Below are 18,496 nucleotides of genomic sequence, written 5' to 3' on the forward strand. Positions count from 1 at the left end.
CTCAAGCGAAGGCCTCCGGTGGCGGGCAGGAGCAGACGAGGTTGCGGTCGCCCGCGGCCCCGTCGATCCGCCGCACCGGAGGCCAGATCTTCGCGGCGGTGAAACCGGCAGGGAACACCGCGGTCTCCCTGCCGTACGGGCGATCCCACTCACCCGCGAGACAGCGCGCGGTGTGCGGGGCGTTGCGCAGCGGGCTTTCGGCCACCGGCCACTCCCCCGCGGCGACCTTCTCGATCTCGCCGCGGATCGCGATCATCGCGTCGCAGAACCGGTCGAGTTCGCCGAGGTCCTCGCTCTCGGTGGGCTCGACCATGAGCGTTCCCGCGACCGGGAACGACATCGTCGGCGCGTGGAGGCCGTAGTCGGCCAGCCGTTTGGCAACGTCGTCGACCGTGACGCCGGTCCGTTTGGTGATCGCACGGAGATCGAGGATGCATTCGTGCGCCACGAGCCCCTCGTGCCCGGAGTACAGCACCGGATAGTGCCCGGCGAGGCGTTTGGCCACGTAGTTGGCGTTCGCGACCGCGGTCAGGGTCGCGCGCCGCAGGCCGTCGGCGCCCATCATCCGGACGTAGGCCCACGAGATCGGCAGGATCGACGCGCTCCCCCACGGCGCGGCGCTGATCGGGCCCACGCCGGTTGCCGGGCCCGCCTCCGGTTGCAGCGGGTGGTTCGGCAGGTACGGCGCCAGATGCGCGCGGACGCCGATCGGCCCGATGCCCGGTCCGCCGCCACCGTGCGGGATGCAGAAGGTCTTGTGCAGGTTCAGATGGGAGACGTCGGCGCCGAACTTCCCGTACTGCGCCACCCCGATCAGCGCGTTCAGGTTCGCGCCGTCGACGTACACCTGGCCGCCCGCGTCGTGCACCAATGCGCAGACCTCGCGGACGGTGTCCTCGTAGACACCGTGCGTCGAGGGGTAGGTGATCATGATCGCGGCGAGGTCGTCCGCGTGCTCGTCCACAGTGGACCTGAGGTGGCCGAGGTCGATGTTGCCCTCGTCCTCGCATTTCACGACGACCACGCGCATCCCCGCCATGACCGCGCTGGCCGCGTTCGTCCCGTGCGCGCTGGACGGGATCAGGCAGACGTCACGTGCCGCGTTCCCGCGTTCGCGGTGATAGGCGCGGATCGCCAGCAGCCCGGCGAACTCGCCCTGGCTTCCCGCGTTCGGCTGCAGGGAGACCGCTTCGTAGCCGGTGATGCCGGCGAGCCACCGCTCCAGATCCTTCACGACGCTGAGCAGCCCGGCCGCGTCCTCGGCGGGTGCGAACGGGTGCAGACCGGCGAACTCGGGCCAGGTGATCGGCTCCATCTCGGCCGTGGCGTTGAGTTTCATCGTGCAGGAGCCGAGCGGGATCATGCTCCGGTCGAGCGCGACGTCCTTGTCGGACAACGCCCTCAGGTACCGGAGCAGCGCCGTCTCCGAACGGTGCGCGTGGAAGACCGGATGCGTCAGGTAAGCACTGGTGCGGCGCAGATCCGGCGGGAAGCCGTCCGCGGTGTCCGCGTCGAGCGAGTCCACATCGGACACCGCGACCCCGAACGCCTTCCACACCAGGGAAAGGTGCTCACGGGTCGTCGTCTCGTCGCAGGCGATGGCGACGTGGTCCGCGTCCACGAGCCGCAGGTTGACCCCGAGTTCCCTGGCGGTGGCGACGATCCCGGTCGCACGGCCGGGGACGGCGACCATGACGGTGTCGAAGAACTCGCAGTGCACGACGTCGACACCGCTTTCGGCGAGCCCCGCCGCGAGCACGGTGGCCATCCGGTGCGCGCGGTTCGCGATGGCGCGCAGGCCTTCGGGGCCGTGGTACACCGCGTACATCGACGCGATGACCGCCAGCAGCACCTGGGCGGTGCAGATGTTGCTCGTCGCCTTCTCACGGCGGATGTGCTGCTCGCGAGTCTGCAACGCGAGCCGGTACGCGGGCGCGCCGTCGGCGTCCTTCGACACCCCGACCAGCCGGCCGGGCAGCTGTCGTTCGAGCCCTTGCCGGACGGCGAGGTACGCCGCGTGCGGCCCGCCGAAGCCCATCGGAACGCCGAATCGCTGCGTCGATCCGATCGCGACGTCGGCGCCGAGCTCACTGGGCGACCGCAGCAGCGTCAGTGCCAGCGGATCCGCGGCCATCACCACCGCCGCGCCCAGCGCCTTGGCCTCGGCGATGGTGTGCTCCCATTCGCGGACGACACCCGACGCGCCCGGATAGGACAGCAGCACGCCGAAGAAGTCGCCGCCGAGCCCCAGTCCGGTGATGCCTTGGGACAGATCCGCGGTCACCAGCTCGATGCCGAGCGGCTCGGCGCGGGTACGCAGAACCTCGATCGTCTGCGGAAGGGTGTCCTCGTCGACGACGAAGCGGGCCGACTTCGCCTTGCCCGCCCGGCGGACCAGCGTCATCGCCTCCGCCGCGGCGGTCGCTTCGTCCAGCATCGACGCGTTGGCGATCGGCAGGCCGGTCAGATCGGCCACCATGGTCTGGAAGTTGAGCAGTGCTTCGAGGCGGCCCTGCGAGATCTCCGGCTGATACGGCGTGTACGCGGTGTACCAGGCCGGGCTCTCCAGCACGTTCCGGCGGATCACCGGCGGGGTCACGGTGTCGTGGTAGCCGAGGCCGATCATCTGGACCATCGGCCGGTTGCGCGCGGCCAGCGCGCGGAGTTCGGCGAGCGCACCGGTCTCGGTGGCCGGCGGCGGGAGGTCCAGCGGTGTCGCGGATTCCCGCAGTGACGCGGGAACGGCCCGCTCGGCGAGCTCGTCCAGCGAGGCGACGCCGACGACGTCGAGGATGCGCGCGAGCTCTTCGGTGCCGGGACCGATGTGCCGGTCCGCGAAGGGGGTTCCGGATTCGAGAGCGGCCAGTGAAACAGGCTCCATCGGGGACCTCCCAAGACGCGGGGGTGGGGCCGGGACGATTGTCCTGGCCCTCCCCACTCTGTCCGTACCCCCGTGGGGGCGCCTGAGAGTTTCGCCCGAGTGTTGAGCCGGGCTTGCACCGTCGGCGGGGCCGCCAGGCTGTGACCTGACGAACCACTTTCCAGAGGCGTCTCTTCCGCGCGGTCCAGGGTGCCTGAGAGGTTCCGGGGAGGACTTGCTCCTTCGGCGCCGAGCTCAACGGTTATCGGCTCGGTCTCTCCCGCGCGGATTCGTCGACCGCGGAAGTGAGCCTACCCTGCCGCCCGCGCGGCTTCATGATCAGCCGGTGCGACGTGCGTTACGGCGCTGCGTGAGCTCGTCCGGCGTGACCGTTTCGATCACGCCGCCGTCTGCCCGCTCGGCCGGGAACTCGTGGATGGTGCCGCTGATCTCCTGCATCGCGCCGCTGACCGCGATCCCGAAGACACCCTGCCCGCCCTGGAGTAAATCGACGATCTCTTCGGGCGAGGTGCACTCGTAGACGGTGGTGCCGTCGGAGAACAGGGTGACCTTGGCGAGGTCGCGGACGCCGCGCAGGCGCAGGTGGTCGACGGCGACGCGGATGTTCTGCAACGAGACGCCGGTGTCCAGCAGCCGCTTGACGACCTTCAGGACGAGGATGTCCTTGAACGAGTAGAGCCGCTGCGAACCGGAACCGTGTGCGGTGCGGATGCTCGGCGCGACCAGCTTCGTCCTGGCCCAGTAGTCGAGCTGCCGGTAGGTGATCCCGGCGATCTGGCAGGCTGCGGGACCGCGGTAACCGACGAGTTCGTCCGGGAGGGAAGAGTCGGGGAACAGCTCGCCCTGCTCGCCGTCAGCGACCGGAACGAGCGGCTCTTGAGGGCTACCAGCCTCGACCACGCCATGCCTCCCCTCGCCCGACCTGGCGGCCGGCGAACAAAGCCGCGCGGACCCACGTGAGCCCGCACCGGAGTTCATCGTCAAGACGAATGCCCCAGACATCCGAATCACACCTTGGCGATTCACTCTCATTGACGGTAAGCGCGTCCGGCAAACCGGTCAACGCGACGCGCGGTCGGCCTCAAGCTCTTCTTGAGGCTTGTCGAGCACCGTCCCCCGTTCGGCCGTACGCTTGCCATCTTTACTCAGTCGTGTTAATTTTTACTCATGCAAGTAAATCCCTCCACTCAAAGTGCCATGCAAGAGGTTCAGGCGGAGCTGGGGCTGTCGGTCACCGAGGCGGCCCGGCGGGCCCAGATCATCGGGGCCACGATCGCGACGATCTCCGACCTCGGCTACCACAAGACGTCGTTCGCGAAGATCAAGGAGCGCGCCGGGCTCTCCAGCACCCGGATCATCTCGTACCACTTCACCAACAAGGCGGGCCTGATGCAGGCCGTGGTCACCACCGCGACCGGGATGAAGGACAAGTTCCTCGAGGAACGGATCCAGGGCACGACCGACCGGGCCGGGCTGCTGCGCGGTTACATCGAGTCGGAGATCGCGTTCCTCGGCTCGTACCCGGAACTGGTGCGGGTCATGGTCGAGATGGCTTCGAGCGGCTCGGACGCCGAGGGCTGGTTCATGTCGGCGCCGATCGTCGAGGAGTTCCGGACCGGCAGGCTCGAACGCCAGCTGCGGCAGGGCCAGCAGGAAGGCGCTTTCGGCGAGTTCGCGCCGGACGTGATGGCGCTGTCCATCGCGCAGGCCATCGACGGCGTCGCGGCGAAGTTCGCGGCCGACCGGAAACTGGACCTGGAGCGGTACGGGCGGGAGCTGGCGGACCTGTTCGTCAAGGCGACCGCCGCCTGACGGCAGGTGGGGTCGGGCGCGGTCCGTCGTGAGTGGCGATTCGGGTTAGAACCCGAATCGCCACTCACGACCACCTGTACCGACACCTCACCGCGGCCCTCACGACCGCACATACGACGAGGGGCGGCGCCGGTGGCGCCGCCCCTCGTGCGAAATCCCAGGATGTGCTCAGGTGTCCGCGCCGCGGAAGTCCTCCGGCGAGACCGAGTCGAGGAACTCGCGGAACTTCTCGACCTCGTCCTCCTGCTCGTCGGGGATGATGAGGCCCGCTTCCTCCAGCACCGCGTCGACGGCGTGGATCGGGACCCCGACCCGCAGCGCCAGCGCCACCGAATCGCTCGGCCGCGCCGAAACCCGGATGTCCCCGTCGAAGACCAGTTCCGCGAAGAACGTGCCTTCCTTCAAGTCGGTGATGACGACCTGCTCCAGTTCACGGCCCAGCGCCCCGATGACCTCCTTGAGCAGGTCATGGGTGAGTGGACGGGCCGGGCGGACTCCCTGCTGCTCCAAGGCGATGGCGGTGGCCTCGACCGAGCCGATCCAGATCGGCAGGTAACGCTCGCCTTCGGTTTCCCGTAGCAACAAGATCGGCTGATTCGCGGGTAGCTCCACCCGCACGCCGACGACGCGCATCTCGCTCATCGGGCTTCGCCTCCCTCTCGTGCGCACGGGCTGCAACGCTTGTCTCGACGACCAAGCGACGGCGATCCCGACGCTACCCGTCTTCCGAGCGCTGTGCTCGCTGTCTCCGACATTCTCGGTTCGCCTGTGGCAAACCAACTCTCACGGTACGGCATAGGCTGCCGAACATTCAGTCATTGACAAGTGGCCTCACAACGGCTCCCGATCCCCTGGAGCGGTTCAACCGCCTGTGACTGCCCGTATTCCGGCCTTCACCAAGAGCGTGTGCAACGCCACGGTCAACGCGGCGAGCTCCCGGACGACCTCGTCGCCCCTCGCCTGGGCGTCCTCGTCACGATGCCGATACACGGGGGTCACGATCTGCTCCAGCAGGCCGACCTCGCGGTCGGCCGCGGCCCGGAAGGCACGCAGATGTCTCGGCTCTATACCGAATTCGGTCATCGCTTTCACGGTCTTCGCCACGAGGACCGCGTCGGGATCGAAGAACCCCGCCGCGCCTGGGCGGACGAGACCGTATTGCCGCAGCTCAGCCAGGGTGGCGGCGTCGATGCCCGCCTGGCGGAGGAGATCTTCCTCGGTCAGCCTGATCTCTCGATCGGTCTCGAAATCCCCGGGGGACGGCAGTCCGCCGTTCTCCCCCGGGGAGTCGAGTGATACGAGTTTGCGCGGCAACCGCGGCATCGCCGCGGTGTGCTCAGCGGACGCGGCGCCCTGATCCGCCGCGTCGAGCTGTTCCTTGATGACCTTCAGCGGGAGATAGTGATCCCGCTGGGCGGACAGGACGAATCGCAGGCGCTCCACGTCCGCCGGAGCGAACTGCCGGTACCCCGACGGGGTCCGGCCCGGCTGGACCAGACCCTCCGCCTCGAGGAACCGGATCTTGGAGATGGTGACATCGGGGAAGTCGCCGCGCAGCTGTGCCAGCACGGCCCCGATGCTCAACCCATCGCGCTGCGACGCATCCCGATCAGGCCGCCCGGCCGCCGTCACCGTGCCCCCTGGCCCCCGTGACCCGGGCCGGTCAGGAAGACCAGGCGGAACTTGCCGATCTGGACTTCGTCGCCACCGGCGAGGACGGCCTGGTCGACCGGCTCGCGGTTGACGTAGGTGCCGTTGAGGCTGCCGACGTCGATGACGACGAACTCGCCACCCTCACGGCGGAACTCGGCGTGCCGCCGGGAGACCGTGACGTCGTCGAGGAAGATGTCGCTGTCCGGGTGCCGTCCCGCGCTGGTGGTGTCGCGGTCCAGCAGGAAGCGCGAACCCGCGTTCGGTCCCCGCTTGACGACCAGCAGCGCGGAACCCGCGGGCAGCGCGTCCACACCCTGGACAGGGGCCTCGGCAGCCGGAGGAGCCTCAGTGCCTTCGACGTCGGCCAGGAAGTCGGCCCGGAAGACAGAAGTCCGCTCCGGAGACTGCTCCGGGGGAACGCCGGGCCCGTCGTTCGTGCTCACCTGAGCTCTCCTAACGCATGTGTGTTGCCGCTACTCAAGAACGTGTGGAGGTCAAACGTACCGTGCCTGATCGAATCTCCGGCCCGCGGCTCCCCCTACTCTTCCCGAAGGGCCGCGGCCTGCGGCTATTCCTTGATCAGCGCCTGGTAGGCCTCGGCCTCCAGCAGGGATTCCACCGAGCTCGCGTCGTCGAGACGGAGCTCGATCAGCCAGCCCTCGCCGTAGGGGTCGCTGTTGATCAGCTCGGGCGACTCGGTCACCGCGTCGTTGACCGCGACCACCTCGCCGTCGAGCGGGGCGAACAGCTCGGAAACGCTCTTGGTCGACTCGACCTCGCCGAACGTGTCCCCCGAGCCGACCTGCTTGCCGACCTCGGGAAGTTCGACGAACACCACGTCACCGAGCTGATCCTGGGCGTACTCCGTGATGCCCACGCGCACGAGCCCGCCATCGCGCACGGAGACCCACTCGTGCTCCTCGGTGTACCGCAGTTCTTCTGGAGTGGACAACGCCGCTCCCCTTTCTCAGCCCTCACTCGAAACCGACGCGCGCAGTTTCGCATCCCGCCGGGTCACGCGCCCGCCGCCTCCCGCAACTCGCCGGGTTCGGCCGTTCGCAGCGCCCGCACCGTCTGGACGACGTACAACACGCCTGAATAGACGTAGAGGACCGCGCCCCACGCCGTGAAGGCGTATCCGATCGGCCGGGCGATCGCGGCGATGTCGGATCCGCCCTGGGTGAGCAGCAGGAAGGGGAAGGCGTACATCAAGACGAAGGTGGCGCCCTTGCCGATGTAGGTGACCTCCGGCGGGGCGAAGCCGCGGTGCCGGAGCAGCAGTACGCAGACACCCAGCACGGCCTCGCGGACGACCAGCGGGACCACCAGCCACCAGGGGATGATGTCGCGGATCAGGAAGGCGATGAGGGTCGCGAGGATGTAGAGCCGGTCGGCGGCGGGATCGAGCAGCTGGCCGAGCCGGGACATCTGGTTGAGCCAGCGGGCGAGTTTGCCGTCGAGCCAGTCGGTGAGCGCGCTGAACACGAGCAGCGCGAGCGCCCAGCCGTCCTCCTTCGGGCCGAGGAGCAGCCAAAGGAAGACCGGCACCCCGGCGAGCCGGAGGATCGAAAGCATGTTGGGGACGTTCAGGGCCTGCCGCCAGAGGGAAGGCTCTTCGCTGGTCACGCTCGGTTCGGGGGGCGTACTCACCCGCTCAGCCTAGCCAGTGGCGCGCACGCCCTCCCGCGTCAGCTGGCCCGGGTGTGTGTCCAGCCGCGGCGTTGCAGGTCCGCGCTGGTCAGCGCCACGGGCCTGCCCCGGTGATCGGTGCCGACCCAGCGATTGTGGCCGGCGGAGCTTTCGAGGACGTACGGGCGGCCGCCACACCAGACGACGGTGCACGGTGCCGTCGGTGGCAGCTCCGTGCTCGCCGGTGCGGTGGCCTGGGGTGACGCGGGGTCGGTCTGTTCGTCGGTCTTCATCACTCTCACGGTTTCGTGACGGGGACTGGGACACGCCGGAGCGCTACCTTTCTTTTCGGCAGAACGGCGCCGCGCGTTAACGGGTCCGGCGTGGATTCGTCCGATCGGTTCGCAACGACAGTGGGGTGTTGTCGCGCTGTGAACGGCATGTTAATCGTCCACAATGGACAGTTATTGGGCGGTCCTCGCGTATCGCGGCACCGGGGGCGCGATAGCCTCCCGCGAATCGAACGTGGCTCAATGCCACGGCTTCGGGCCCGGCCGGGTCAGAATGAGCCGGCCACGACCGGCCGACGAAAGGATCGCCTTGCCCGTCTCGACGACCACGGGAACGTGGCGGCGCCTGTTCGCGGCCTGCGCCGTCGCCGGAACGCTCGCCGCCTGTTCGGGCGACGATCCGCCACCGCCTGTCACCTCGATGTCGGCCTCGCCTCCCTCGGTCCCCACTGCGGTGTCGAGCGTGTCGGTGCCACCGATCCCGTCGCAGACCCCGCCGAGCCGCGCCGCCCCGCCTCCCACTTCCCAGCCGAAACCCGCTGAACCGGTTCAGGGTTCGTGCGGCACGGTCACCGCGGCCAGCGGGCTGACCTTGCAGGTGCTCAACGGACCCGGGGTCTCGTGCGCGGACGCGACCGGGATCGTCGGTTCGTTCCACAAGAGGATCGCCGGACGGCAGTCCGCGGGCTCGGACGAACCCGTCAGCGAGACCGTGGACGGCTGGCTGTGCGTCTCCGGCGCTCCCGCCGCGCAAGGCGGCACCAGTTGCGGCAAGGGCGAACAGAACGTGTTCGCCGCCGTCGTCCCCGTCGAATGAACCATCCCCGAGAAGAAGGGCCCATGAAGAGCCTCGCCGTACTTCCCGCCGCGTTCGCAATCGTCCTGCTGAGCGGTTGCGGAGCCGATCCAGCTCCCGCCGCCGCGCCGGCGCCGTCCTCCCCTGCCGCCGCCTCGGCGTCCGCCGGGACGCCCTGCGGCGAGGTCGCCGGGCTCCAAGGCGCGAAGAACAAGGTCGTCGCACACGGGAAGACCGACTGTGCCGAAGCGACTCAGGTGCTCACGGACTACTTCACCAAGCTGACGCCCGCCGAAGCCGCGTCGCCGCAGGGGCCCGGTCCGGTGGTGATCGGCGCCTGGACATGCGGAAGCGGGCCGAACGATCCGGTGACGAGTTGCTCGACCGAGGACGAGCGCCAGATCGAAGCGACGCGTTCCTGAGCGCGAGCCTGACCCGGCGCGCGGTTTCTGTTCCAGGTTCCCAATGCCGCACAGTCCACTGTGGCCGGACGCACGTTCAGTCCTCGCGACGCCGCTTGCCGACGTCCAACCGGTACAGGACGACGCCCACTATCACCATGCCGACGAGAAAGAGACCCAGCGCGCCACCTGCCGAGACCTTCCAGATCAACGGCGATCTCGTCCGGTAGGCGAATCCGTCACCGGCGAAGACCGTGTCACCCCGCGCGATCTCCTCACCCAGGATCCGGCCGCCTCCGGTACGACCGTCGGCGAAGCGCCATTTCCCGGAGCAGTAGGGGGTCTGGCCGTTCACCGCGGATCCCTCCGAGGTGCACCCCGAGATCTCGGTGACCGTGACGTCCTCGCCGGTGCTCAGTTCACCGATGTCGGAACCGAGGAAGCCCCAGACCAGACCGAAGATCAGCAGAAAGGGGATAACGGTCGAAAGCGCCGAGGAAAGAACTCCGGGCTTCCGCGCATTTTCCGGCACTGGAGTCCTTTCGTCGATCACTGGAGCTTCAGCAGGACTTCCCGCTCGAGTTTGCCGACGAGGAGGTACTCGGGCCGATATCCGGGCGGAACCACGAAACAGACGAGACCCGTGGTGCCGTCGAAAGCGCCGGGAGCGCCCGCACAGTCCTTGACCCGCTCCGGCTCACCGTGTTCGTCGGCCGCCAGCTCCAGCGGCGTGTCGCCGAGGCGGGACGCCTCGATCCGCAAGGTGAGGACGTGGAATCCGCTCAACCACGCCTCGGCACCCTCTGGCGGTCCGGGCCTGCTGTCGAGCACACGCACGGCCGCCTCCCCGGAGACGGCGGTCTGTCCACGGGCGAACACCGGTGGCGGCCCCCATAAGTCGCGCCGGAGTTCCCAGAAATTCGGGACGGGGTCGGCCGCCTCACCGTAGGCCGTCCCGCCGAACCCGACCGGCGTCAGCACGACGAACGCGGCGAAGGCCAGCCCGGCGACGAACGGCGGCGCCTTCCGCGCGCCCCCCGGTCTCGCCACTTTGACCAGCACGATGGCCGCGAGCACCAGGAGTGCCAAGCCGAGGGACATCGCCGCGATCTTTTCCCACGGATGGTGGGCTTCCACGACGTCGGTGGCCCCGCGTACGGACAAAACCCGGTCCGTCACCGACGAAAGCCGGGCGACCACCGGATCAGCGAGGCCGAACGTGTCTCGTGTCGGCAATTCGATCGCGCGGCCGTCTTCGGCGATCGCCAGGACGTCGTAGCTGGTATGCGGGCCGTGCTGTCCTTCGCTGGTCGTGGAGTTCCACTCGGAGATCACCGCGCGCACGTCGTACGTGCCGGCCAACCCCTCGACGGTCCACCGCCCGGCGAAGGCCGCGACGGTTCCCCAGACGATCCCGATCACGAACGCGGTGATCATCGTGTTCGTGCGCTGCCTGTCTTTCCGATCCGGTTCGCGGACGACCACCAACACCCCCTGTTCGGCTCGCCCAGTCTATTGCCCGAAGCCGCCGAGCGGCACGGGATTTGTACCCACCCCCTTGCGGATCGAAGTAAGAGTCGTCTAGACTCAAACTATGCTCACCAGGGAAGACGCCGTGTCGATGATCGAGAACACGGTCGACGCGGCCGCTCTGTTCACCCGCCATCGCTACCGCGAACTGGCGGCCGTGCTCCACCCCGACCGCAACCCCGGCGACGACCGCGCCCACCGGGCCGCCGCCACCCTCAACCACCTCCACGACGAGTGGAAACGAGCCCGGCGCCAGACGGTCACCACCGCGACCTCGGCGTACACCCTCGCCGAGCCGCTCGCGGTGGGCAGCGTCGCGACGACCTACCGGACCACCGGCCCTCATCTGGTCAAACTCGTCCGCGACCCGGCGCTCAACCCGCTGATCCACGCCGAGTGGGCGGCGTTGCGCACGCTCGACGGCTTCACCGAACGGCACCGGTGGCTGCGTCCCTACTACCCGCGGCTGCTCGACACCTCGGGTCCGGTGGCGCGGGGCGACCGCGCCTTCAGCGTCCTCGATCCGCTCGTCGACGGGTTCGTCACGCTCGCCGACATCGGGAAAGCCTTCCCTGGCGGGCTCGACGGCCGCGACTACGCGTGGATGCACCGTCGCCTCCTGCGTGCCGTGGCGGGCGCCCATCGCGCGGGCGTCGTCCACGGCCACCTCACCGCGGACAACGTGCTCGTCCATCCGGGACAGCACGGCATCGTCCTCGCCGGCTGGTCCTTCGCCGTCGAAGACGGTGTGCTCCCGCTGGCGGCGGACAAGTCCATCCAGTACCCGCCGGAAGTCCACAAAGGACTCCCGATGACCGCGGCGACGGACGTCCACATGCTCCACCGCATGATGCTGGAACTACTGGCGCCGAACGAGACCCGCCAACGCGAGTTCGCGACGTGGTGCACCCAGGACATCCCGGCGCAACGACCCGAAGCTGCCGATCTGCTCGACGAGTACGACGAACTGCTCGACGACCTGTACGGCCCCCGCACCTTCCGACCCTTCACCATCCCCGAGACAGGAGCCTGACCATGGGACACGGACACTGGGACGACAACGCCTACGCCGCCGCGAGGACCTTCCGCGCGGCCAAGGGCGAGGACGATTTCGGCTACACCGCCGATCTCCGCTCCAAACCCGCGAAAGAGTGGAAGGTCGCGCCCGCGCTCGACCCGCTGAACGCCGTCCGGGAATGCCGGGATTCGGCCGACCACACCGATTCGACGCCGATCGCGGTGCTGTTCGACGTCACCGGCTCGATGCGCCGGGTGCCGCGGATCATGCAGGGCAAGCTCGGCAAACTGCACGGCCTGCTCAAGCGCCGGGGTTACCTGGCCGACCCGCAGGTCCTGTTCGGCGCGATCGGTGACGCCGACAGCGACCGGGTCCCGTTGCAGATCGGGCAGTTCGAATCGGACAACCGGATGGACGAGCAGCTGCGCACGATGTTCCTCGAAGGCGGTGGCGGCGGGCAGAAGAGCGAATCCTACGAGCTGGCCGCCTACTTCATGGCCAGGCACGTGGTCACCGACGCTTGGCAGAACCGCGGCCGCAAGGGCTATCTGTTCATCATCGGCGACGAACTGAACAAGCCCGCGCTGGAGGCCCGCCACATCCGTCACGTGATCGGGGACGACGTGCGGGAGGACATCGACCCGGCGTCGGTGTACCGGGAGCTGGCCCGTAAGTGGCACGTCTACTTCGTGCTGCCGAACCAGTCGTCGTACTACAACGACCCGCAGATCGGCGAGCACTGGAGCGGTCTGCTCGGCCAGAACTTCCTCAAGCTCGACGATCCCGGCGCGGTGTGCGAACTGATCGCGGCCACCATCGGGCTGGAGGAACGGGTCGTCGACGTCGACCGGGCGCTCGCCGACCTCGCGGACGTCGGCTCGGTCGCCGAAAGCAAGGCGGTCGGCAAGGCGCTGGCGAAGCTGGGCACCAAATCTGTCGTCACTTCGGCGGTGCCGGAGCCGGACGGGCCGAGCGACGTGGTGCTGCGATGAATCTCCTGGACGGACACGTGGTGGTGGTCGGGCTCGGCTTCGGCGACGAAGGCAAGGGCGCGGTGGTCGACGCCCTGTGCGCCGCCCGGCCCACCACCGCCGTGGTCCGCTTCAACGGGGGCGCGCAGGCCGCGCACAACGTCGTCGTGGACGGGCGGCACCACACGTTCAGCCAGTTCGGGGCGGGCACGTTCGCCGGCGTGCCCACCCATCTGTCGCGGTTCGTGCTGGTCGAGCCGTTCGCGCTGGCGGCCGAAGCGCGGCGGCTCGAGGCGGCTGGCGTCCGGAATCCGCTCTCGCTGCTGAGTGTGGACGGGAGTGCCTTGCTCACGACCCCCTTCCACATTTACGCGAACCGGGCCAGGGAGGAGGCCCGAGGCGCGAACCGGCACGGCTCGTGTGGGAAGGGGATCGGCGAGACCGTCTGGTACTCGCTGCTCGCGCGGGCCGCGCCGGGCGAAGTGGTGGAGGGCCAGGAGGTGATCGGGACGCCGGGGGAAGCGCCCACGGTCGCCGACTGCGCCACCCCGTCGGTGTTACGGCGCAAACTGGACGCGCTCGCGCGGTTCTACGCACCGCTCGCCACGCCACCGCACACCGTGGACGAACTGGTGGCGCTGTACCGCGATTTCGCGGACGCGGTGCGGATCACCGACGGCGGCGAGCCAGGGCGGCTGGCGGACTCCGGACGGCTGGTCTTCGAGGGAGCGCAGGGGGTTCTCCTCGACCAGCACCACGGATTCCACCCGCATACGACCTGGTCGACCACCACCCCGCACAACGCCCGCGCCTTGCTGGCCGGGCGCCCGCACGCGGTACTGGGTGTCACGCGGACCTATCTCACTCGGCACGGCGCGGGGCCGCTGCCGACCGAGTCCGCCGCCGTGCTCGCCCGTTTTCCGGAGGCACACAACGAAACCGGCGACTTCCAGGGCGCGTGGCGGGCGGGCCATCTCGACGCGGCCCTGCTGGACTACGCGATCGCGGCCTGCGACGGCGTGGACGCGTTCGCGGTGACCCACCTCGACGCGACCGGGCTGAAGGTCGTACCCGATGACGGCTCCCCCGCCGTCGACCTGCCGGATCCGGCGGCGTGGTTCGGCGCGCGGCTGCCGGTGGCCGTCGCCGGATACGGCCCGGACAGGGCCGGTTACCGGGTCGTCGAGGCAAGGTCGACAATCAACGCGTGATCGAGTCGACGCCGGTGTCCGTTGACGTGCTCGTGGTGCGGTTCGCCCCCGGCACCAGGACCGTATTGCTGGGAATCGCGCCGCGAGCCGCCGAGCCGTTCGAGGGGGAACTCGCCCTGCCGGGGGTGCTTCTCGGGCTTGGGGAGCGGTTGCGGGACGCGGCGCACCGAGCGGTGGTCGGCAAAATCGGCCTACCGTCCGACGCGCTCTCGGCGACGGGACAGCTCGCCACCTTCGACGAGCCGAACCGTGACCCCCGCGGTCCCACGCTCTCCATCGCCTTGTGGGCCACGGTGAATCCCGCGCTAGACGAACCGGGGAACGTGGTGTGGGCTCCACTGGACGAAGTCCCGCCGCTGGCGTTCGACCACGACCGGATCGTGGCGGACTGCCGCCCGATGCTGGCCGAGAAGCTGTGGCGGGACGTCGCGTTCACCGCCGGGCTCCTCGGCCCGATCTTCACGACGGCGCAGGCTCTGGACGCGACCGAAGCGCTGACCGGGGACCGCCCCTATCCGGCCAATCTCGGCCGGACCATGGAGCGGGTCCCCGGGCTGCGGCGCACCACCGAACACGCGGCCGCCCTCCCCAAGGGAGGACGGCCGCCGTCGTTGTGGCGCTGGGAGTGACGAGGTCAGATCCCGCAGGAGGACGCCGACCAGAACCGGGTGGACCGGTGTGCCACGTGCGTGTGATCGTTGTGGCCGGGGTAGCCCGGGCCGAGGATTTCACTGAACCCGTGGTTGCGGGCCTGCTTCGCCAGCCCGCAGAAGCCCTGTGAGCCCGCGCCGAGGTCGACCGCGTCGCCGTAGAGGTGACGGCTGTTGGTCGCCCCGCCGACGGCGTTGTTGCAGGCGACGCTGCGGAAGCCGCCGTTGACGTCGATCGGCCGGTCGCCCATGGCGTGCCGCATCGCCTGCAGCTTCCACATCGAGACCAGCGCGTTGGCCTTCGCCGTCGCCGCTGAGACGTTGCCGCCCGACCAGTCGGAGTTGCACCGGTTCAGTTCGGCGTAGGTGAAGTTGACCGGCGTGCAGTCGTCGTCCTGCAACGCGTAGAGCTTGGTGAACGTGGCCGATCCGGCGATGCCGTCCGCGGCCAGCCCGTACGCCTGCTGGAAGCGGGTGACCGCGGCCTTGGTGCCCGCGCCGAACTGGCCGTCGATGGCGAGCACACCACCGTAACCGGGATATCCGGCGACGCGGATTTGCAGTTGCCGGACGTCTTCACCGGACGCGCCTGCGGACAACGTGCGTCCCCAGGAGTAGCAGGCGTCGGCGACGGACACTTCGCCCGCCGTCACCGGACCTGGATCGGCGGCCGCCGGGGTGGCGACCGCGGTACCGAGCCCGGCCACGAGGGCGAGCATCGGCAGGAGGAAACGAATGCGCATGACAGGAACACCTTTCAAGACAGGGAAGGTGAGACCCGTGACCCCCACGGGTTGTCAACGATTCACTGCACAGGATGCTAACGCGGTTCCGGTTACCGCACTGTGGGTCGTTCGACCCACACGGCCCGCGACCCGATGAACGACGCGTGGGCCAAACCCGTAACTCGCGTGATTGGAAACGTAACTCGCGTGATTGGAGGCGAAACACGCCGGCTGGGCGAGTTACGCCCTCAAACACGCGAGTTACGTCTCCAATCACGCGTGTTCGGAGTTCAGGACCGGGCCCTCAGCCCTTCAGCTCTGGGAAGTCCTCTTCGCGGAACTCGCCCGCCGGCCGTTCGGCGGCGTCGTTCTCGCGTCCCCGGAGTTCGACCCGCCGGATCTTGCCGGAGATCGTCTTCGGCAGCTCGGCGAACTCCATCCGCCGGATTCGCTTGTACGGGGCCAAATGTTCCCGGCAGAAGGCCAGGATGGACAGCGCGGTGCCGGCCGTGGGCTCGTGTCCGTTCGTGAGGACGACGTACGCCTTCGGCACCGCGAGCCGGATCGGGTCGGGCGCGGGGACGACGGCCGCTTCGGCGACCGCTTCGTGTTCCAGCAGGACACTTTCCAGTTCGAACGGGGAAATCCGGTAGTCCGAAGCCTTGAAGACGTCGTCCGTCCGGCCCACGTAGGTGATGTAGCCGCGTTCGTCGATCGAGCCGACGTCTCCGGTGTGGTAGAAGCCGTTCGCGAAGGCCGCGGCGGAGCGCTCCTCGTCGTCGGCGTATCCGGCCATCAGCCCGACGGGCCGCTTCTCGAGGTCGAGGCAGATCTCGCCCTCCTGCGCCCGCTCGCCAGTGACAGGGTCCACGAGCGCCACGGTGAATCCCGGCAGCGGACGGCCCATCGAGCCCGGCACGACCTCTTGCCCCGGGGTGTTGGCGATCTGGACGCTGCTCTCCGTCTGCCCGAATCCGTCGCGAATCGTGACGCCCCACGCCTTTTCGACCTGGTCGATCACTTCGGGATTGAGCGGTTCGCCGGCGCCGACCACCTTGCGCGGCGGCGTCTTCAGCACGGACAAGTCAGCTTGGATGAGCATCCGCCACACTGTCGGCGGGGCGCAGAAGCTGGTGATGCCGCATCGTTCCATCTGCGCCATCAGGGAAACCGCGTCGAACCGCGCGTAGTTGTGGAGGAACACCGTCGCTTCGGCGTTCCAGGGCGCGAAAACGTTGCTCCACGCGTGTTTCGCCCAGCCAGGCGAAGAGATGTTGAGGTGGACGTCGCCCGGTTCGAGGCCGATCCAGTACATTGTGGACAGATGGCCGACCGGGTACGAGACCTGCGTGTGCTGCACCAGTTTCGGCTTCGCGGTGGTCCCCGAGGTGAAGTACAGCAGGAGCGGGTCTTCCGCCGCCGTCGGGCCGTCGGGCGTGAAAGTGTCCGCTTCCTCGTAGGCGTCCACGAAGGACTGCCAGCCCTCGGCCGGTTCCCCGACGGCGATACGGGTGTAGTCGCCCTCGACGTTCTCGAACTTGTGGGCGTCCACCGAGCGGATCACCACGTGTTTCGCGGCGCCCCGCTCGACCCGGTCGGTGAGGTCCGCCGGGCCGAGCAGGGTCGAAGCCGGGATGATGACCGCGCCCAGTTTGATCGCGGCGAGGATCGTCTGCCACAGCTCACCCTGGTTGCCGAGCATCAGGATCAGCCGGTCGCCCCTGGCCACGCCGAGCGAGCGCAGCCAGTTCGCGACCTGGTTGGACCGCCGCGCCATCTCCGGATAGGTCCAGCGGTTCTCGATGCCGCCCTCTTCGACGATCCACAGCGCGTCGCGGTCCTGATTGGCCGGGTCGGCCGCGACGACGTCGAACCAGTCCAGAGCCCAGTTGAACTCGGCGGGCCTCGGCCAGGTGAAGTCTCGATAGGCGGTTTCGTAGTCCTCGCGATGGGCCTGCAGATAGTCCCGTGCCTCGCGGAACGTGCGGTATGCCTCCGAAGCGCTCACGATCGTCCTCCTGGTCCTGGGTGGCCGCCGGTTCTTTCTACTCTCCCTTGAACTCGGGCGCGCGGCGCTCGAGGAAGGCCTGGACGGCCTCGCCGAGGTCCTTGCTGGGCAGGAACGCCGCGTTCCAGGCCGAGACGTAGCGCAGGCCGTCCGCGACCTGGCGTTCGGTGTTGGCCGACAGGACGTTCTTGGTGCCCTGCACGACCAGCGGCGGGTTCGTGGCGATCTCCTGCGCCAGCTTGCGAGCCTCGGCGAGCAGGGTGTCCTGGTCGGCGTAGACGTCGTTGACCAGGCCGATCTTCTCCGCACGGGCGGCGTCGACGTCCTTGCCGGTCAGGGCAAGTTCTCGCAGGTGCCCCTCGCCGATGATCGGCGCGAGCCGCTGCAGGCTGCCGAGGTCGGCCACGATCGCGACCTTGACCTCGCGCACGCTGAACTTCGCGTCCGCGCTCGCCACGCGGATGTCCGCGGCCGCGATCACGTCGACGCCGCCGCCGATGCACCAGCCGGAAATGGCCGCGATGACCGGTTTGCGGCATTCGGCGATGGAGGACACGCTCGCCTGGAGGGTCTTGACCTCGTCGAGGAACTTCGTGCGCGGGCCCGCGAGTGCGTCGCCGCCGAGCATTTCGCCCCAGCTGGGCATCATCGCGGGAAGGTCGAGCCCGTAGGAGAAATGCTTGCCACTGCCGGTCAGCACGACCGCCCTCACCTGCGGGTCCGCATCCAGTGCGCGGAAGACGATCGGCAGCTCACGCCAGAAGTCGGGGCCCATCGCGTTGCCCTTGGACGGACCGAGCAGCGTCACTTCGGCGACGTGCCCGTCGATCTCCACCTTGAGCGAAACGAGATCGGGAAGACTGTCAGCTGTAGCGGTCATGAGGTCATCTTGACTCATGTGATTGACAGGTTGCCAACGGC

Annotated in this window: 21 protein-coding genes and 1 riboswitch; of the genes, 7 read left to right on the forward strand and 14 right to left on the reverse strand. The window is 68.7% G+C overall.

Annotated features, from left to right (window positions below):
- Nucleotide 1 precedes the first annotated feature (1 nt).
- Nucleotides 2-2,881: an aminomethyl-transferring glycine dehydrogenase gene (gene gcvP / locus DL991_RS12360; protein WP_125784143.1), complete on the reverse strand. Its 2,880-nt coding sequence runs from the start codon at nt 2,879-2,881 to the stop codon at nt 2-4.
- A gap of 170 nt (nt 2,882-3,051) precedes the next feature.
- A riboswitch (glycine riboswitch) is annotated at nt 3,052-3,153 on the reverse strand.
- A gap of 46 nt (nt 3,154-3,199) precedes the next feature.
- Nucleotides 3,200-3,781 (reverse strand): MerR family transcriptional regulator, encoded by a 582-nt coding sequence (locus tag DL991_RS12365; RefSeq protein WP_005150040.1) that lies wholly within the window; start codon nt 3,779-3,781, stop codon nt 3,200-3,202.
- Between the two features lie 297 nt (nt 3,782-4,078).
- Between DL991_RS12365 and DL991_RS12370 the strand changes: the two genes are divergently transcribed.
- Entirely contained in the window at nt 4,079-4,693 is a 615-nt protein-coding gene (locus DL991_RS12370) for a TetR/AcrR family transcriptional regulator (RefSeq protein ID WP_125784145.1), read from the forward strand.
- Between the two features lie 168 nt (nt 4,694-4,861).
- Here DL991_RS12370 and DL991_RS12375 read toward each other — a convergent pair whose 3' ends face one another.
- From DL991_RS12375 to DL991_RS43300, 7 genes are all read right to left on the reverse strand, one after another.
- Entirely contained in the window at nt 4,862-5,335 is a 474-nt protein-coding gene (locus DL991_RS12375) for a bifunctional nuclease family protein (RefSeq protein ID WP_005150031.1), read from the reverse strand.
- A 219-nt stretch (nt 5,336-5,554) separates the two neighbouring features.
- Complete coding sequence (locus DL991_RS12380; RefSeq protein WP_199746669.1) at nt 5,555-6,325, reverse strand: MerR family transcriptional regulator; 771 nt, start codon at nt 6,323-6,325, stop codon at nt 5,555-5,557.
- Complete coding sequence (garA, locus tag DL991_RS12385; RefSeq protein ID WP_005150023.1) at nt 6,322-6,789, reverse strand: glycogen accumulation regulator GarA; 468 nt, start codon at nt 6,787-6,789, stop codon at nt 6,322-6,324. The genes DL991_RS12380 and garA overlap by 4 nt, the downstream gene beginning before the upstream one ends.
- A gap of 125 nt (nt 6,790-6,914) precedes the next feature.
- On the reverse strand, nt 6,915-7,298 hold the full coding sequence (gcvH, locus tag DL991_RS12390; protein ID WP_125784149.1) for a glycine cleavage system protein GcvH: 384 nt from the start codon (nt 7,296-7,298) through the stop codon (nt 6,915-6,917).
- Between the two features lie 62 nt (nt 7,299-7,360).
- Nucleotides 7,361-7,996, reverse strand: a complete 636-nt coding sequence (locus DL991_RS12395; RefSeq protein WP_125784151.1) for a CDP-alcohol phosphatidyltransferase family protein — start codon at nt 7,994-7,996, stop codon at nt 7,361-7,363.
- Between the two features lie 38 nt (nt 7,997-8,034).
- On the reverse strand, nt 8,035-8,268 hold the full coding sequence (locus DL991_RS12400; RefSeq protein ID WP_125784153.1) for a hypothetical protein: 234 nt from the start codon (nt 8,266-8,268) through the stop codon (nt 8,035-8,037).
- 237 nt (nt 8,269-8,505) lie between these two features.
- Entirely contained in the window at nt 8,506-8,715 is a 210-nt protein-coding gene (locus DL991_RS43300; protein WP_233598806.1) for a hypothetical protein, read from the reverse strand.
- A gap of 13 nt (nt 8,716-8,728) precedes the next feature.
- On the opposite strand from DL991_RS43300, the gene DL991_RS12410 reads away from it, so the two are divergent.
- Both DL991_RS12410 and DL991_RS12415 read left to right on the forward strand, forming a co-directional pair.
- Nucleotides 8,729-9,082: a hypothetical protein gene (locus tag DL991_RS12410; RefSeq protein WP_233598808.1), complete on the forward strand. Its 354-nt coding sequence runs from the start codon at nt 8,729-8,731 to the stop codon at nt 9,080-9,082.
- Nucleotides 9,083-9,105: 23 nt separating this feature from the next.
- The gene (locus DL991_RS12415) at nt 9,106-9,483 is read left to right on the forward strand and encodes a hypothetical protein (RefSeq protein ID WP_125784155.1); all 378 of its coding nucleotides are present in this window, start codon (nt 9,106-9,108) and stop codon (nt 9,481-9,483) included.
- Between the two features lie 76 nt (nt 9,484-9,559).
- Here the strand turns inward: DL991_RS12415 and DL991_RS12420 are convergent, their stop codons facing one another.
- Both DL991_RS12420 and DL991_RS12425 read right to left on the reverse strand, forming a co-directional pair.
- A complete protein-coding gene (locus DL991_RS12420) occupies nt 9,560-9,994 on the reverse strand; it encodes a hypothetical protein (protein WP_233598810.1) in 435 nt (144 codons plus the stop codon).
- 17 nt (nt 9,995-10,011) lie between these two features.
- Entirely contained in the window at nt 10,012-10,947 is a 936-nt protein-coding gene (locus DL991_RS12425) for a hypothetical protein (RefSeq protein ID WP_125784157.1), read from the reverse strand.
- A gap of 109 nt (nt 10,948-11,056) precedes the next feature.
- On the opposite strand from DL991_RS12425, the gene DL991_RS12430 reads away from it, so the two are divergent.
- From DL991_RS12430 to DL991_RS12445, 4 genes are read left to right on the forward strand one after another with little or no spacing between them, the layout of a single operon-like run.
- Complete coding sequence (locus DL991_RS12430; protein ID WP_125784159.1) at nt 11,057-12,025, forward strand: adenylate cyclase; 969 nt, start codon at nt 11,057-11,059, stop codon at nt 12,023-12,025.
- Between the two features lie 2 nt (nt 12,026-12,027).
- Nucleotides 12,028-13,002 (forward strand): hypothetical protein, encoded by a 975-nt coding sequence (locus tag DL991_RS12435; RefSeq protein ID WP_125784161.1) that lies wholly within the window; start codon nt 12,028-12,030, stop codon nt 13,000-13,002.
- Complete coding sequence (locus DL991_RS12440) at nt 12,999-14,192, forward strand: adenylosuccinate synthetase (RefSeq protein ID WP_125784163.1); 1,194 nt, start codon at nt 12,999-13,001, stop codon at nt 14,190-14,192. Before DL991_RS12435 ends, DL991_RS12440 begins: the two co-directional genes overlap by 4 nt.
- On the forward strand, nt 14,189-14,821 hold the full coding sequence (locus tag DL991_RS12445; protein ID WP_125784165.1) for an NUDIX domain-containing protein: 633 nt from the start codon (nt 14,189-14,191) through the stop codon (nt 14,819-14,821). Before DL991_RS12440 ends, DL991_RS12445 begins: the two co-directional genes overlap by 4 nt.
- A 5-nt stretch (nt 14,822-14,826) precedes the next feature.
- On the opposite strand, the gene DL991_RS12450 is transcribed toward DL991_RS12445, so the two are convergent.
- From DL991_RS12450 to DL991_RS12460, 3 genes are all read right to left on the reverse strand, one after another.
- Nucleotides 14,827-15,585 carry a D-Ala-D-Ala carboxypeptidase family metallohydrolase gene (locus tag DL991_RS12450; protein ID WP_125784167.1) on the reverse strand — a complete coding sequence of 253 codons (759 nt, stop codon included), beginning with the start codon at nt 15,583-15,585 and terminating at the stop codon, nt 14,827-14,829.
- 286 nt (nt 15,586-15,871) lie between these two features.
- Nucleotides 15,872-17,575: an AMP-binding protein gene (locus DL991_RS12455; RefSeq protein WP_125784169.1), complete on the reverse strand. Its 1,704-nt coding sequence runs from the start codon at nt 17,573-17,575 to the stop codon at nt 15,872-15,874.
- Between the two features lie 37 nt (nt 17,576-17,612).
- Nucleotides 17,613-18,455, reverse strand: coding sequence for a crotonase/enoyl-CoA hydratase family protein (locus DL991_RS12460; RefSeq protein ID WP_125784171.1), 843 nt, complete (start codon nt 18,453-18,455; stop codon nt 17,613-17,615).
- Nucleotides 18,456-18,496: the final 41 nt, after the last annotated feature.

The sequence above is a fragment of the Amycolatopsis sp. WAC 01375 genome, assembly GCF_003947325.1.
In the GTDB taxonomy this organism is placed as follows: domain Bacteria; phylum Actinomycetota; class Actinomycetes; order Mycobacteriales; family Pseudonocardiaceae; genus Amycolatopsis.

What these genes read in the sequence shown, in the direction of transcription:
- gcvP (WP_125784143.1), bottom strand. Translation starts at nt 2,881, where the DNA reads ATGGAGCCTGTTTCACTGGCCGCTCTCGAATCCGGAACCCCCTTCGCG.
- DL991_RS12370 (WP_125784145.1), top strand. Translation starts at nt 4,079, where the DNA reads ATGCAAGAGGTTCAGGCGGAGCTGGGGCTGTCGGTCACCGAGGCGGCC.
- DL991_RS12375 (WP_005150031.1), bottom strand. Translation starts at nt 5,335, where the DNA reads ATGAGCGAGATGCGCGTCGTCGGCGTGCGGGTGGAGCTACCCGCGAAT.
- DL991_RS12400 (WP_125784153.1), bottom strand. Translation starts at nt 8,268, where the DNA reads ATGAAGACCGACGAACAGACCGACCCCGCGTCACCCCAGGCCACCGCA.
- DL991_RS12415 (WP_125784155.1), top strand. Translation starts at nt 9,106, where the DNA reads ATGAAGAGCCTCGCCGTACTTCCCGCCGCGTTCGCAATCGTCCTGCTG.
- DL991_RS12430 (WP_125784159.1), top strand. Translation starts at nt 11,057, where the DNA reads ATGCTCACCAGGGAAGACGCCGTGTCGATGATCGAGAACACGGTCGAC.
- DL991_RS12435 (WP_125784161.1), top strand. Translation starts at nt 12,028, where the DNA reads ATGGGACACGGACACTGGGACGACAACGCCTACGCCGCCGCGAGGACC.
- DL991_RS12440 (WP_125784163.1), top strand. Translation starts at nt 12,999, where the DNA reads ATGAATCTCCTGGACGGACACGTGGTGGTGGTCGGGCTCGGCTTCGGC.
- DL991_RS12450 (WP_125784167.1), bottom strand. Translation starts at nt 15,585, where the DNA reads ATGCGCATTCGTTTCCTCCTGCCGATGCTCGCCCTCGTGGCCGGGCTC.
- DL991_RS12460 (WP_125784171.1), bottom strand. Translation starts at nt 18,455, where the DNA reads ATGACCGCTACAGCTGACAGTCTTCCCGATCTCGTTTCGCTCAAGGTG.